Genomic DNA, 13,722 nt, shown 5'->3' with positions numbered 1-13,722 from the left:
TCTCCTGTGCGGAACGGATAAAGCGCTGGCCACTTGCGTCAGGGCTGTAGAACAAGGTGTAAATCATCAGCCAGGCGCTCAATCTCGTCATCGCTTAACGTCCCCGGCGATAGCCGAAGACCGTTCGATGGCGTACGAATACCGAACGCTTCCCCTTCGCGGACTAACCAGCCGGCGCGCGCTAAGCGCAAAGCTATTGGCTGACTCGGCTCCGTTAGCGGTAGCCAGAAATTGAGGCCATCTCCCGGCGGGTAAGAGGGAAAACCGCGCTGGGCCAGGGCGGCGGCCAGTTTTTCATTCTGCCGACGATAATGGCGTCGACTCTCCGTCAGCGAGGCGCTAAAAGCGCTATCATTCAGGCAGGCAAAGGCAAAACCCTGCAGCAGATGACTGACCCACTGGCTTCCGGCATTGAGCCGCAGACGTAGCGCGGTCGAGGTGGCGCTGTCGCTGGCGACAAACGCCAGGCGCAGGTCCGGCCCAAGCGTTTTTGACAGGGAGCGTACCAGCGCCCAGCGCTGAGTGGTGGCGGGCAGAGGGGAGTACCAGGGCGTTGCCGATAACAATGCGAAGTGGTCATCAATAATCACCAGCACCTGCGGGTAGCGAGTCAGAATCTCGCGAACAGCCGCGGCCCTGGCTTCACTGAAGCTACAGCCGGTCGGGTTGTGCGCACGCGGGGTCAAAATGACGGCTCGCGCGCCGCTGCGTAAAGCCTGCTCCAGCCCGTCAGGCAATATCCCCTCTTCGTCGACGGCTACCGGGCAGGCATTAAATCCGGCGTAGCGCAGCATATTGATACTGCTGAGGAAGCAGGGGTCTTCAACCACAACGTCATCGCCGGGCAGAAGCAGGGCGCAAAGCAACCGCTCCAGCGCGTCGATGGCGCCGCTGGTCAGGTTAATCTCCGCATGGATTCCCAGATCCTGGTGCATCCAGCGCTGTGCCCAGGCCGCCAGATTCGGTTCCACGGCAGCATCGCCGTACAGGTGTGGGGTCACCGAGAGCTGATTCAGGTAGCGAGCGAGATCCGGCAGGCGGCGGGGATCAGGGTTGCCGCCGGAGATGTCTCTGAGGGGGGAAGAAGGATCTCCGCCTTCCTGCGCCAGGGGGGCATTCGCCGATTTAATGACGGTACCGTTGCGCCCCTGACTGACGGCCAGTCCGGAGGTGACCAGCCGTTTATAGACCGCAGCGACGGTGTTGCGGTTAACCGTCAGTTCAGCAGCCAGCTCACGCACCGGAGGCAGCGTTTCTCCGGGTTTTAATACTCCGCTTTGGATCAGATGGCGGATGTTATCAAAAATTTCACCGGCGGTTTTTCCAACGATCATTATTGACCTATGACAAAATGAATTTTAGCATAGGACGAATGATAATCAGAGTATGACCCGCTGTCCAGCGGAGGGAGAAGGGATGGGCCAACAAGACGAAATACAATCAGTGCTCTTCAACGACAAGAGCCGGGCGCTAGAGGTCGACATCGTCGCCGTGCAATCGCAGGTCGTGTACGGCAGCGTCGGTAACAGTATCGCGGTACCGGCCATTAAGCTGCATGGACTGCGGGTGATGGCCGTGCCGACGGTGTTATTCAGTAATACGCCACACTACGATACCTTCTATGGCGGCGTGATTCCGGAAGAGTGGTTTGTGGGCTACCTGCAGGCGCTGGAAGAGCGTGACGCGCTGCGCGAATTACGGGCGGTGACCACGGGTTATATGGGCAGTGCGGTACAGATAGAACGTCTGGCGCAGTGGTTACGCCGGATCCGCGAATCTCACCCGCAGCTCTGTATTCTTGTTGATCCGGTCATTGGCGATGTTGATAGCGGGATTTACGTGAAGGCGGAAATTCCGGATGCCTATCGTACTCATCTGCTGCCGTTGGCGCAGGGGATAACGCCTAACTTGTTTGAGCTGGAAACGCTGAGCGGGATGCCCTGCCGTCATCAGCAGGAGGCCATCGCTGCCGCGCGCAGTCTTCTATCCGACTCGCTGAAGTGGGTGGTGATTACCAGCGCTCCGGGAATGGACAGCGCAACGATTAACGTTCTGGTGGTGACGGCTGATTCGGTTGAGGTGGTGGTTCATCCACGAGTTGAAACGGACCTGAAGGGAACCGGCGACCTGTTTTGCGCCGAGCTGATTAGCGGCCTGCTATCGGGGCTGGCGCTGGGCGCGGCGACGAAGGCTGCGGCGCAGCGTGTGCTGGCTGTCATGACCTGGACCGATCGGCAGGGGTGCGATGAACTGATCCTGCCACCGCTGGAGGTGAGCGCATGAAGAGCTATCGTTTAGTCGTACGTCAGCAGGGGCGTATTGTCGGTTATTTTGATACCACCGGTCATGATGCCCTGGAGGATGTCTGCGTAGCCCGGTCGCTGTTTGGCGTGACAGGAGGATACCAGTGCGAACTGTTGGTTTCAGATAGCGAACGGCGGATTCTGGAAAGTGGGCCGGAGGGGATGAAGGTGCTCTCCCGGGAGAAATACTTTCAGCCGGTAAAATCGATCCTATAGAAAAATGGCGCCAAAAGGCGCCATTTTTTCTGCGGCAAGAATTACTTCTTGATGCGAATAACCGGGGTTTCACCCACGGTCACGCTACCGGACAGTTTGATCAGTTCTTTGATCTCATCCATGTTGGAGATAACAACCGGAGTCAGGGTTGACTTGGCTTTCTCTTCCAGCAGCGGCAGATCGAATTCGATGACCGGGTCACCGACTTTCACACGCTGACCTTCTTCGGCAATGCGTTTGAAGCCTTCGCCTTTCAGTTCAACGGTATCAATACCGAAGTGAACAAACAGCTCAATGCCGCTATCAGATTCAATAGAGAATGCATGGTTGGTTTCAAAGATTTTACCGATGGTACCGTCTACCGGCGCAACCATTTTGTTGCCGGTAGGTTTGATGGCAATGCCATCACCCACAATTTTTTCCGCAAAAACCACATCCGGCACGTCTTCGATGTTGACGATCTCGCCAGAGAGCGGAGCAACAATCTCAATAGTTCCGGAGTCTTTTTTGTCATCAGAAACCAGAGATTTCAATTTATCGAACAAACCCATGATCTTCTCCTAAGCAGTAATTTGGGCCGCGCATCTCGTGGATTAGCAGATTGTTTTTTCTTCAATGAACTTGTTAACCAGCGTCATTAACTCGTCCGTTGTCGGTTGAGCAAGAGCCTGCTCTGCTAATACTTTCGCATCTTCGAAGTTCGTGTTACGAATAATCTTCTTGATACGCGGGATGGAAATGGCGCTCATAGAGAATTCGTCCAGACCCATACCCAGCAACAGAAGTGTAGCACGTTCATCGCCCGCAAGCTCACCACACATGCCAGTCCATTTGCCTTCGGCATGGGAAGCATCAATAACTTGCTTAATCAGCGTCAGAACAGATGGCGACATTGGTTGGTAAAGATGTGAAATCATATCATTACCACGGTCAACTGCCAGAGTATATTGTGTTAAATCATTGGTTCCGATACTAAAGAAATCCACTTCTTTCGCTAAATGACGGGCAATCGTTGCCGCTGCCGGTGTTTCAACCATCACGCCGACTTCGATTTTTTCGTCGAATGCTTTACCTTCGTCACGCAGTTCCTGTTTGTAGATCTCAATCTCTTTCTTCAGCGCGCGCACTTCTTCAACAGAGATGATCATCGGGAACATGATGCGCAGCTTACCGAACGCAGAGGCGCGCAGGATGGCGCGTACCTGGTCACGCAGGATCTCTTTACGATCCATCGCGATACGCACGGCACGCCAGCCCAGGAACGGGTTCTCTTCTTTCGGGAAGTTCATGTACGGCAGCTCTTTATCGCCGCCAATGTCCATGGTACGAACGATAACGGCCTGCGAACCGCACGCTTCGGCAACCGCTTTATAGGCGGCAAACTGCTCTTCTTCAGTCGGCAGCGCATCGCGGTCCATGAACAGGAATTCGGTACGGTACAGACCTACGCCTTCCGCGCCGTTGCGCTCTGCGCCATCGACGTCACGGACGGTACCAATGTTGGCGCAGACTTCAACCTGATGTCCGTCCAGCGTAATCGCCGGCAGATCTTTCAGTTTGGCCAGTTCCGCTTTCTCTTCAGCGACCTGGACCTGCAGTTTACGCAGTTCTTCGATTTGTTCGTTGGTCGGGTTAACCAGAACCTGGTTATTCACCGCATCAAGGACCAGATAATCGCCGTTTTTCACCTGGGTGGTGACGCTACCGGTGCCCACGATGGCAGGCAGTTCAAGGGAACGCGCCATGATAGAGGTGTGGGAGGTACGGCCGCCGGCGTCGGTGATGAAGCCCAGCACCTTGTTCAGGTTCAGCTGTGCGGTTTCTGACGGAGTCAGATCGGCGGCAACCAGAATAACTTCTTCCTGAATCGCGCTCAGATCGATGATAGCCAGACCAAGGATGTTGCGCAGCAGGCGCTTACCGATGTCACGTACGTCAGCCGCACGTTCTTTCAGGTATTCATCATCCAGCTCTTCCAGGGCAGTGGCCTGACCTTCGATAATCTCATTTGCTGCCGCATCGGCAGTCATCTGCTTATCTTTAATCAGGGCTATGATTTCCTGCTCGAGCTCCTCATCTTCCAGCAGCATGATGTGCCCTTCGAAGATGGCTTCTTTTTCTTCACCGAAAGTTTCACCAGCTTTGGTTTTGATGACCTCCAGCTGGGCGGAGGCCTTGGCGCGGCCGCTCAGGAAACGTTCGACTTCCTGATCAACCTTATCGGCAGAAATTTTCTTCCGGTCGATGACAATTTCGTCTTCTTTCAGCAGGAGAGCCTTACCGAAAGCGATACCCGGGGATGCTAAAATGCCTGAAATCATAACCCTACCTTACTTGTGACTGATATTAAAAAGAACCCGTGAACTTATTCGAGTTCAGCCATCAGTTTTACCAGATGCTCAACTGCTTTCTGCTCATCTTCGCCTTCAGCGGAGATGGTGACGACGGTACCCTGAGTCAGACCCAGAGTCTGCAGTTTGAACAGGCTTTTGGCGCTGGCGCTTTTGCCGTTGGAGGTTACAGTGATCTCAGAAGTGAAGCCTTTTGCTTCTTTAACAAACTGAGCAGCAGGGCGGGTGTGCAGACCGTTCGGAGCGGTAATGGTAACTTCTTGCTGGAACATTATATTTCCCCAACTTATAGGTTTAGTGTTGTGGACCTAAAGTCTAGCCTAACGGCAAGGCTTTAGCCTGTATTGTTAGCGTCGGCACTACGTGTCTGGCTAAGTTGTCAGCAGCATATTCGCTGTGCAGACCATCTGGCCGTGGACGTCTGGCACGTCATTAAACATTATGCAGCGAAAGGAAGTCTTGAACCAAATCATAAAATCGATTCAGCTTATGGAAATCCAATTATGAATAATTTCGCGCATCAAAATAAATGTGTTGGTTAAATACCAGACCCTACGCGGTGAATCAATGCCAGGAGGGGTAAAACTTTGACGTATGCCACAAAAAAGCACCTGAAAAGGTGCTTTTTTACACAATATTAACGAACTGGCATCACTGTTGCAGTTCTTTCTCGGTGAAGAGATCGGCAAACAGCGCGGTGCTTAAATAACGCTCACCCGAGGACGGTAGGATAACCACAATATTCTTATTGGTAAAGGCCTCATCTTCCTGGAGCTTAAGTGCGGCAGCGACGGCCGCGCCGGATGAGATACCGGCCAGAATGCCTTCTTCATCCATCAGACGACGTGCGGTAGAGATGGCTTCTTCGTTGGTGATAGCCACCACTTTATCAACCAGTTTCAGATCAAGGTTGCCCGGAATAAAGCCGGCGCCGATACCCTGAATTTTATGGGGACCAGGCTTCAGCTCAACGCCTGCCAGCGCCTGCGCGATAACCGGGGAGTCGGTCGGCTCAACCGCCACGGTGATCAGATCTTTTTTGCCTTTAGTGCCTTTGATATAGCGACTCACGCCGGTCAGCGTACCGCCGGTGCCGACGCCAGAGATAAAGACATCCACCTGGCCGTCCGTATCTTCCCAGATCTCCGGACCGGTGGTCTTTTCATGAATTTCCGGGTTTGCCGGATTGCTGAATTGCTGCAGCAGCAGATATTTTTCCGGGTCGCTGGCGACAATCTCTTCTGCTTTCTGAATGGCGCCTTTCATGCCCTTCGCACCTTCGGTCAGCACCAGATTCGCACCGAGTGCTTTCAGCAGCTTACGACGTTCAATACTCATGGTTTCCGGCATGGTCAGCGTCAGCTTATAACCGCGCGCTGCCGCAACGTAGGCGAGAGCGATACCGGTGTTGCCGCTGGTCGGTTCAACCAGTTCAACGCCTGCTTTCAGTACACCGCGTTTTTCGGCATCCCAAATCATATTGGCACCGATTCGGCATTTTACGCTGAAGCTCGGGTTGCGTGATTCAACCTTTGCCAGGATGCGCCCGTTACCGATTCGGTTCAGTCGTACTAACGGCGTGTGGCCGATAGTCAGGGAGTTGTCTTCAAAAATCTTACTCATGGCCCGTCCTTAACTGTATGAAATTTGGGAGTACGGCTTCAGCATACCCGCTTAAAGAATATGCGGAAGTAAGGATTTAGCATATCTATATTCGGAAGGGGAATAATGGTAAGCCAGAAGGAATAAGGCGCGGTATATAGCCGCTGTGCTTCAGGCCGCGCTTTTGTTGGCCTGAAGCATTGAGACGCAAGGAGAGGACGGCTATTTCCACATGGCGTGTTTATCGCGATAGCAATCGACCCACATGGCCGTTGCGCCGCAAATGGCGACCGGCAGAATGACCAGGTTTAACACCGGGATCATCGTAAATAAGCTGGTCAGAGCGCCAAACTGCATATTGGTGACCTTACGGGTACGCAGCGCCTCGCGCATAGTTTTAAAAGGGACCTTGTGATTATCAAACGGATAATCGCAATACTGAATGGCCAGCATCCACGCACTAAACAGAAACCACAGTACCGGTGCCAGAGTCTGTCCAATCCCAGGAATGAAATAGAGTATCAGCAGTACGATAGCGCGCGGCAGGTACCAGGCAAACTTCTGCCACTCACGCTTCATAATGCGCGGCACGTCTTTCATGATGCCAAAAATGCCCACGTCCGGCGGCGTGGCGCCGGTCAGACGGGCTTCGAGCTGCTCGGTGAGCAGGCCGCTAAACGGCGCGGCAATCCAGTTGGCGATGGTGGAGAAGAAGTAACCGAACACTAACAGAATAGAGATGACCACGATGGGCCACAACAGATAGTTCAGCCACTGTAGCCAGTCCGGGACATGGTTCATTAAGGATGGGATCCAGCTATCCAGGCGGGTGAACAGCCACCAGAAGGCGCCGCCCATCAGAATGATGTTAACTAACAAAGGCAAAAAAACGTAACGACGAATCCCCGGCAGCCCGATCAGTTTCCAGCCCTGCGAAAAATAGTAGACGCCGCTACGCGGGGTAGATGCGGATGTTGAAACCATGGTCAGGCGATGCTCCTCTTTTGACATCCTAACTGAATGCGCGCTTATTTTATCGGGTTGCCAGACAATAACCAGTTAGGAAATGTTCGAAAAAACAGCAAAAAGCACGATTTAGTTCATCTTTATGTAGTGAAAGCGGTAGACACACTTGCACTCGACGTAATCGGCAAATACTCTTAGTGAGTAAATGTTTGCCGTGGTGGCAAGGTGTTAGAACAACAGAGAATATAATGATGCAGGATTTGCGTCTGATATTAATCATTGTTGGCGCGATCGCCATACTCGCTTTACTGGTACACGGTTTCTGGACCAGCCGTAAAGAACGTTCTTCGATGTTTCGCGATCGCCCACTGAAACGTATGAAGTCTCGCGATGACGAAGAGTCTGAGAACGATGACTTTGATGACGATGTTGAAGGCGTAGGTGAAGTTCGCGTTCACCGGGTTAACCACGCCCCAAATGGCGTGCATGGGGAGCAAGAAGCACCTCGTCAGGCGCCGCCGCAACACCAATATCAGCCTCCTTACGAGCGTCAGGTGCAGCAGCCTGTGCGTGCGGAAGAACCGGTACGGCAGCAGCCCGCTCAGCATCAGGCGCCACAGCCTCATGTGCCGTCTCCTCAGGTGCAACAGCCACCGCAACCTGTCGCGCCGCAGCAACCTGTGCCGCCGCAGTATCAGCCTCAGCAAGCGCCTCGGCAGGCGGTTGTTCAGAGTGCGCCGCCGCAGCCTGCTCAGGTACAGCAGCCGGCGCCGCAGCCTGTCGCCGCACAGCCTCAGCCAACAACTGAACCGCAGGTCTCCGAGCCTCAGCAGCCAGCGCCGCAGCCAAAAGAACGCAAAGAAACGGTTATCGTCATGAACGTTTCTGCGCATCAGGGCTCGCAGATTAACGGCGAAGTGCTGATTAACAGCATCCAGCAGGCGGGCTTTAAATTTGGTGATATGAATATCTTTCATCGCCATCTCAGCCCGGACGGCAGCGGTCAGGTTCTGTTCAGCCTGGCAAATATGGTTAAACCGGGTACCTTCAACCCTGACGGTATGGCCGATATGACCACGCCTGGGGTCACGATCTTTATGCAGGTGCCGTCGTTTGGTGATGAGCTACAGAACTTTAAACTGATGCTGCAATCCGCACAGTATATTGCCGATGAAGTCGGTGGTGTGGTGCTGGACGATCAGCGTCGGATGATGACCCCGCAAAAACTGCGCGAATATCAGGACCGTATTCGTGAAGTTAAAGAGGCTAACGCCTGATTTATTCCCCGGCGTTTCGTCTACCAATCCAGAACCCCCGCCTGCCGGGGGTTTTTTATCATTGATGGTGTGATATGGAACCGATCGAACAAAAGCTAACTGAACTGCGAACCACGCTTCGCCATCATGAATATCTGTACCACGTTATGGATACCCCGGAGATTGCCGATGCGGAATATGACCGCTTAATGCGCGAACTGCGCGAGCTTGAAGCTCAGCACCCGGAACTGATTACCCCTGACTCCCCAACCCAACGCGTGGGCGCGGCCCCGCTGGCGTCATTCAGCCAGGTTCGCCATGAGGTTCCGATGCTGTCGCTGGACAACGTCTTTGATGAAGAGAGCTTCCTTGCCTTCAATAAGCGCGTTCAGGATCGACTGAAGAGCAGTGATGACCTGATTTATTGCTGTGAGCTAAAGCTGGACGGGCTGGCGGTCAGCATTTTGTATGAGAACGGCGTGCTGATTCAGGCGGCAACCCGTGGCGACGGCACCACCGGCGAAGATATCACCGCCAATGTCCGGACCATTCGCGCCATTCCGCTGAAACTGCGTGGCGATAATATTCCACTGCGGCTGGAGGTTCGCGGCGAGGTCTTCTTACCACAGGCCGGCTTCGAAAAAATTAACGAAGAGGCCCGTCGTAGCGGAGGGAAAGTGTTTGCTAACCCACGCAACGCGGCGGCAGGCTCTCTGCGTCAGCTCGATCCGCGAATTACGGCGAAGCGACCGCTTACTTTCTTTTGCTACGGCGTAGGCGCGCTGAATGGCGGTGAGCTGCCGGAGAGTCATTCCGGCCGTCTGCAGCAGTTTAAAGCATGGGGGCTGCCGGTGAGCGACCGGGTGAAACTTTGCCATACCCCAGAGGAAGTGCTCACTTACTATCGTAAAGTTGAAGAAGACCGTCCGAATTTAGGTTTTGATATTGATGGCGTGGTCATCAAAGTCGATTCCCTGGTGCTTCAGGAACAGCTTGGCTTTGTGGCCCGTGCGCCGCGTTGGGCGGTGGCGTTTAAGTTCCCGGCGCAGGAGCAAATGACGTTCGTGCGCGACGTAGAGTTTCAGGTGGGGCGTACCGGAGCCATCACGCCGGTGGCTCGCCTGGAGCCGGTGCATGTGGCCGGTGTTCTGGTGAGCAATGCTACTTTGCACAACGCCGATGAAATAGAGCGTCTGGGGCTGCGAATTGGCGATAAAGTGGTGATTCGCCGCGCGGGGGACGTGATTCCGCAGGTCGTCAACGTCGTACTTTCAGAGCGCCCGGAGGAGACGCGAGAAATCGTCTTCCCGACCCATTGTCCGGTGTGCAACTCTGATGTCGAGCGGGTCGAAGGCGAGGCGGTAACGCGCTGTACCGGCGGATTGATTTGCGGCGCTCAGCGCAAGGAAGCATTAAAACATTTCGTCTCCCGCCGCGCGTTAGATGTGGAGGGCATGGGGGACAAAATTATCGACCAGTTGGTTGAAAAAGAGTACGTCCACACCCCGGCGGATCTGTTTCGCTTAACCGCCGGGAAGCTCACCGGCCTGGATCGTATGGGGCCTAAATCAGCACAAAACGTGGTTAATGCCCTGGAAAAATCGAAAGCAACCACCTTTGCTCGTTTTCTCTACGCATTAGGCATTCGCGAAGTCGGCGAAGCAACGGCCGCCGGGCTGGCGTCCTGTTTTGCCACGATTGAAGCGCTGGAGCAGGCCTCTATTGAGGAACTGCAAAAAGTTCCGGATGTGGGGATTGTCGTGGCCACGCACGTCTTTCACTTCTTTGCTGAAGAGAACAACCGCGATGTGATCGCGCAGCTTCGCGCCGAAGGGGTCAACTGGCCTGCGCCGGTGGTGGTTAATGCCGAGGGAATTGACAGTCCGTTTGCCGGTAAAACGGTTGTCCTGACCGGCAGTCTCAGCCAGCTTTCTCGCGATGATGCGAAGGCGCGGCTGATGGCGCTGGGGGCGAAAGTCGCCGGCAGCGTCTCGAAGAAAACGGATCTGGTGATTGCCGGTGAAGCGGCGGGCTCTAAGCTTGCTAAAGCTCAGGAACTGGGCATTGCCGTCATTGACGAAGCCGAAATGCTGCGGCTGCTGGGAGAATAACGTGGATAAAGCTCAGCTCATAGAGATTGCCAATACGGAAATGCCGTTTGGCAAATACAAAGGCCGTCGCCTGATTGATGTGCCGGAAGAGTATTTGCTGTGGTTTGCCCGTAAAGACCAGTTTCCTGCCGGCCATCTTGGCGAGCTGATGGCATTAACCTTATTGATTAAAACGGAAGGGCTGACCCAGTTGGTTCAGCCCTTGAAGCAGCCGCGTTAGGCCTCAGAGGCGCGGGTTTTCTCCTGCGCCAGCCGTGCTTCAGCCTGCCGTTTGTAGCGTCGGGCCAGTACGGCGCACACCATCAGCTGGATCTGGTGGAAAATCATCAGCGGCAGCACCATGATCCCCAGAATCGAAGTCGGGAAGAGAATGTTGGCCATCGGTATGCCGTTTGCCAGGCTCTTTTTCGAACCGCAGAAAACAATCGTGATTTCATCAGCTTTGTTAAAGCCACATTTGCGTGCGACGAAGATATTGATGGCAATCACGATAGCCAGCAGAACCACGCTGACGGCGACGATGAAGAGCAACGAACCGACGCCGACTTTGTGCCAGATACCGTTCACAACCGCTTCGCTGAATGCGGAATAGACCACCAGCAGAATCGAAGTCTGGTCGGTTTTTGAGATCCACTTTTTATGCCGGGCAACCCAATCGCCAATCCATGGGCGAGAGAGGTGGCCAAGAACGAACGGCAGCAGAAGTTGCAGCATAATCTTGCCGACCTGTTCCAGGCTGCCGCCAGCGCCATGCAGATTCATCAGCACACCGACCAATAGTGGCGAAATAAATATCCCCAGTAGACTCGAAGCTGATGCAGAGCAGACGGCTGCCGCGACGTTACCACCCGCCAGCGAGGTAAAGGCAATAGCCGACTGAACGGTTGCAGGCAGAATGCACAGATAGACAAATCCGGTATACAGCGCAGGGTCGACATTAATCGGCGCCCACCAGGCAAACAGAACGCCTAAAACCGGGAACACCACAAACGTGCTGCACATAACCCACAGATGCAAGCGCCAGTGGCCGCCGCCGGCGATGATGGCCTCGCGGGAGAGTTTTGCCCCGTGCATAAAAAACAGCAGCGCAATAGCGGCGGTGGTTAAATTTTCAAAGAAGGGAACAAATTCGCCGCGGGCCGGGAAAAAAGAGGCCAGCAGCACCACGGTGACAAGAGTCAGAGTAAAGGGATCAAGAATGCGGAAAAGTTTCATAAACGCTCCTGAAAATCGATATCGCTATTGTGCTTTTTCTATTTTGAGAAATAAAATTAATTTATTGCATCCATTCATGAATAAAAAAGATGAATTATTCGCTTCGCCAGTTAAAGGTCTTCGTCACCGTCGCCAGAGCAAAAAGCTTCAGCCGGGCAGGGGAGATGATTGGTCTTAGTCAGTCTGCGGTCAGCCATAGTGTAAAAGAGCTGGAACACCAAACCGGCGTTCGTTTGCTCGACCGTACGACCCGGGAGGTGGTGCTGACGGAGGCGGGACAGCAGCTGGCCGGTCGTCTTGAGCGGCTGCTGGATGAACTGAACAGTACGCTGCGTGATGCCGGACGGGTCGGACAGCAGTTAACCGGAACCGTACGGGTAGCCGCCAGTCAGACGATTTCAGCGCACCTGATCCCACAATGTATTGCGCACAGTAATCAACGTTATCCGCAGATCGACTTTGTTCTGCACGATCGTCCGCAGCAATGGGTGCTGGAAAGCATTCGCCAGGGGGAGGTGGATTTCGGTATTGTTATCGATCCCGGTGCGGCGACCGATCTGCAATGTGAAACGGTGCTGGCGGAACCTTTTTTGCTTTTATGTCGGGAGGATCATCCTTTTGCCGAAAGGGCATCGGTTAGCTGGCAGGAGCTTCACCACCAGCGACTGGTATTGCAGGATTATGCCTCTGGTAGCCGACCGTTGATTGATGCCGCCCTGGCGCATTTTGGCATTGACGCCAGTATTGTGCAGGAGATTGGGCATCCTGCTACGCTCTTTCCAATGGTGGAGTCAGGCATTGGCATCAGCATTCTACCGGCGTTGGCGCTGCCGTTGCCCCAAGGCAGTCATTTGCGGGTCAAGCGACTCACCCCGGTTGTTGAGCGTCAGCTGATGCTGGCGCAGCGTAAAAACCGCTCACTCTCTACCGCCGCGCAGGCGCTGTGGGAAGTCGTGCGTGAAGAGGGAAATACGCTGACCGCAGGCAGAACCGACGATCCGCTGTATCAGCGGTGAGGTCGGTGTGGCGCTAAGAAATAACAGAAAAGTGAGGGGGAGAGCGGGTGGGTCGTGCAGGATATCACTCGTCTCATCCTGAGACTCGCCCTACGGGTCGCCGCAGGCGGCGATGCAAAATCGTTCCCGACGATTTTGTCGAACCTGCCGCAGGTTCGAATCGTTAAATTCTGCGCATAGCAAAAAGGCGCCTTTAGGGCGCCTTTTTACATTGGTGGGTCGTGCAGGATTCGAACCTGCGACCAATTGATTAAAAGTCAACTGCTCTACCAACTGAGCTAACGACCCGAGTGGTGGGTGATGACGGGATCGAACCGCCGACCCCCTCCTTGTAAGGGAGGTGCTCTCCCAGCTGAGCTAATCACCCACTTCGGTACTTCACATTTTGACAAGAAATCCAGCTGGCGAGAAAGTGGTGGGTGATGACGGGATCGAACCGCCGACCCCCTCCTTGTAAGGGAGGTGCTCTCCCAGCTGAGCTAATCACCCGATACTGCGCTGGATACAACATCTTACTAATCAAAGTAAGCGGTGGGTCGTGCAGGATGACTCGGCTTCGCCTTGCCCTGTGGGCCGTTGCTAATGCAACGTTATCCTTCACGTTTTACTACCGTTCCACCGTGGTAGTGAGTGGTGGGTCGTGCAGGATTCGAACCTGCGACCAATTGATTAAAAGTCAACTGCTC

The 13,722-nt window shown here is 54.2% G+C and carries 13 protein-coding genes, 3 tRNA genes and 1 other RNA gene; 6 read left to right on the top strand and 11 right to left on the bottom strand.

What is annotated here, in order from left to right:
- Positions 1 to 38 precede the first annotated feature (38 nt).
- The gene (ptsJ, locus tag CWM52_RS05870; RefSeq protein WP_100683223.1) at positions 39 to 1,334 is read right to left on the bottom strand and encodes a transcriptional regulator PtsJ; all 1,296 of its coding nucleotides are present in this window, start codon (positions 1,332 to 1,334) and stop codon (positions 39 to 41) included.
- 82 nt (positions 1,335 to 1,416) lie between these two features.
- Between ptsJ and pdxK the strand changes: the two genes are divergently transcribed.
- The gene (pdxK, locus tag CWM52_RS05865) at positions 1,417 to 2,283 is read left to right on the top strand and encodes a pyridoxine/pyridoxal/pyridoxamine kinase (protein WP_100683222.1); all 867 of its coding nucleotides are present in this window, start codon (positions 1,417 to 1,419) and stop codon (positions 2,281 to 2,283) included.
- On the top strand, positions 2,280 to 2,519 hold the full coding sequence (locus CWM52_RS05860; RefSeq protein ID WP_100683220.1) for a cytoplasmic protein: 240 nt from the start codon (positions 2,280 to 2,282) through the stop codon (positions 2,517 to 2,519). Before pdxK ends, CWM52_RS05860 begins: the two co-directional genes overlap by 4 nt.
- 41 nt (positions 2,520 to 2,560) lie before the next feature.
- On the opposite strand, the gene crr is transcribed toward CWM52_RS05860, so the two are convergent.
- The 5 genes from crr to cysZ form a co-directional block, all read right to left on the bottom strand.
- A complete protein-coding gene (crr, locus tag CWM52_RS05855) occupies positions 2,561 to 3,070 on the bottom strand; it encodes a PTS glucose transporter subunit IIA (protein WP_003861316.1) in 510 nt (169 codons plus the stop codon).
- Between the two features lie 42 nt (positions 3,071 to 3,112).
- Complete coding sequence (ptsI, locus tag CWM52_RS05850) at positions 3,113 to 4,840, bottom strand: phosphoenolpyruvate-protein phosphotransferase PtsI (protein ID WP_100683219.1); 1,728 nt, start codon at positions 4,838 to 4,840, stop codon at positions 3,113 to 3,115.
- Between the two features lie 44 nt (positions 4,841 to 4,884).
- Positions 4,885 to 5,142, bottom strand: coding sequence for a phosphocarrier protein Hpr (ptsH, locus tag CWM52_RS05845; protein ID WP_000487600.1), 258 nt, complete (start codon positions 5,140 to 5,142; stop codon positions 4,885 to 4,887).
- A gap of 379 nt (positions 5,143 to 5,521) precedes the next feature.
- On the bottom strand, positions 5,522 to 6,493 hold the full coding sequence (gene cysK, locus CWM52_RS05835; protein ID WP_095100420.1) for a cysteine synthase A: 972 nt from the start codon (positions 6,491 to 6,493) through the stop codon (positions 5,522 to 5,524).
- A gap of 201 nt (positions 6,494 to 6,694) precedes the next feature.
- Positions 6,695 to 7,456 carry a sulfate transporter CysZ gene (gene cysZ / locus CWM52_RS05830; RefSeq protein ID WP_100683383.1) on the bottom strand — a complete coding sequence of 254 codons (762 nt, stop codon included), beginning with the start codon at positions 7,454 to 7,456 and terminating at the stop codon, positions 6,695 to 6,697.
- A 230-nt stretch (positions 7,457 to 7,686) separates the two neighbouring features.
- Here cysZ and zipA point away from each other — a divergent pair, with 230 nt between their 5' ends.
- The 3 genes from zipA to CWM52_RS05815 all read left to right on the top strand — a co-directional run bounded on the left by zipA (position 7,687) and on the right by CWM52_RS05815 (position 11,025).
- The gene (gene zipA / locus CWM52_RS05825; protein WP_165785350.1) at positions 7,687 to 8,715 is read left to right on the top strand and encodes a cell division protein ZipA; all 1,029 of its coding nucleotides are present in this window, start codon (positions 7,687 to 7,689) and stop codon (positions 8,713 to 8,715) included.
- Positions 8,716 to 8,789: 74 nt separating this feature from the next.
- Positions 8,790 to 10,805: an NAD-dependent DNA ligase LigA gene (gene ligA, locus CWM52_RS05820; RefSeq protein WP_100683216.1), complete on the top strand. Its 2,016-nt coding sequence runs from the start codon at positions 8,790 to 8,792 to the stop codon at positions 10,803 to 10,805.
- A 1-nt stretch (position 10,806) separates the two neighbouring features.
- Entirely contained in the window at positions 10,807 to 11,025 is a 219-nt protein-coding gene (locus tag CWM52_RS05815; RefSeq protein WP_013878164.1) for a DUF3820 family protein, read from the top strand.
- On the opposite strand, the gene CWM52_RS05810 is transcribed toward CWM52_RS05815, so the two are convergent.
- Positions 11,022 to 12,020, bottom strand: a complete 999-nt coding sequence (locus CWM52_RS05810; RefSeq protein WP_100683214.1) for a bile acid:sodium symporter family protein — start codon at positions 12,018 to 12,020, stop codon at positions 11,022 to 11,024. The genes CWM52_RS05815 and CWM52_RS05810 overlap by 4 nt on opposite strands.
- Before the next feature lie 89 nt (positions 12,021 to 12,109).
- On the opposite strand from CWM52_RS05810, the gene CWM52_RS05805 reads away from it, so the two are divergent.
- Positions 12,110 to 13,036 carry a LysR family transcriptional regulator gene (locus CWM52_RS05805; RefSeq protein ID WP_100683213.1) on the top strand — a complete coding sequence of 309 codons (927 nt, stop codon included), beginning with the start codon at positions 12,110 to 12,112 and terminating at the stop codon, positions 13,034 to 13,036.
- Between the two features lie 212 nt (positions 13,037 to 13,248).
- Here CWM52_RS05805 and CWM52_RS05800 read toward each other — a convergent pair.
- The 4 genes from CWM52_RS05800 to CWM52_RS05785 form a co-directional block, all read right to left on the bottom strand.
- A tRNA-Lys gene (locus CWM52_RS05800) sits at positions 13,249 to 13,324 on the bottom strand.
- Positions 13,325 to 13,327: 3 nt separating this feature from the next.
- A tRNA-Val gene (locus tag CWM52_RS05795) sits at positions 13,328 to 13,403 on the bottom strand.
- A gap of 46 nt (positions 13,404 to 13,449) precedes the next feature.
- Positions 13,450 to 13,525: transfer RNA gene (locus CWM52_RS05790), tRNA-Val, on the bottom strand.
- A gap of 40 nt (positions 13,526 to 13,565) precedes the next feature.
- Positions 13,566 to 13,722: non-coding RNA, RtT sRNA (locus CWM52_RS05785), on the bottom strand; the annotation flags it as partial.

This window comes from Raoultella sp. T31 (genome assembly GCF_002806725.1).
In the GTDB taxonomy this organism is placed as follows: Bacteria; Pseudomonadota; Gammaproteobacteria; order Enterobacterales; family Enterobacteriaceae; genus Klebsiella; species Klebsiella electrica.
The sequence above is the reverse complement of the archived record's forward strand: the minus strand, read 5'-3'. Positions and strand labels throughout refer to the sequence as shown.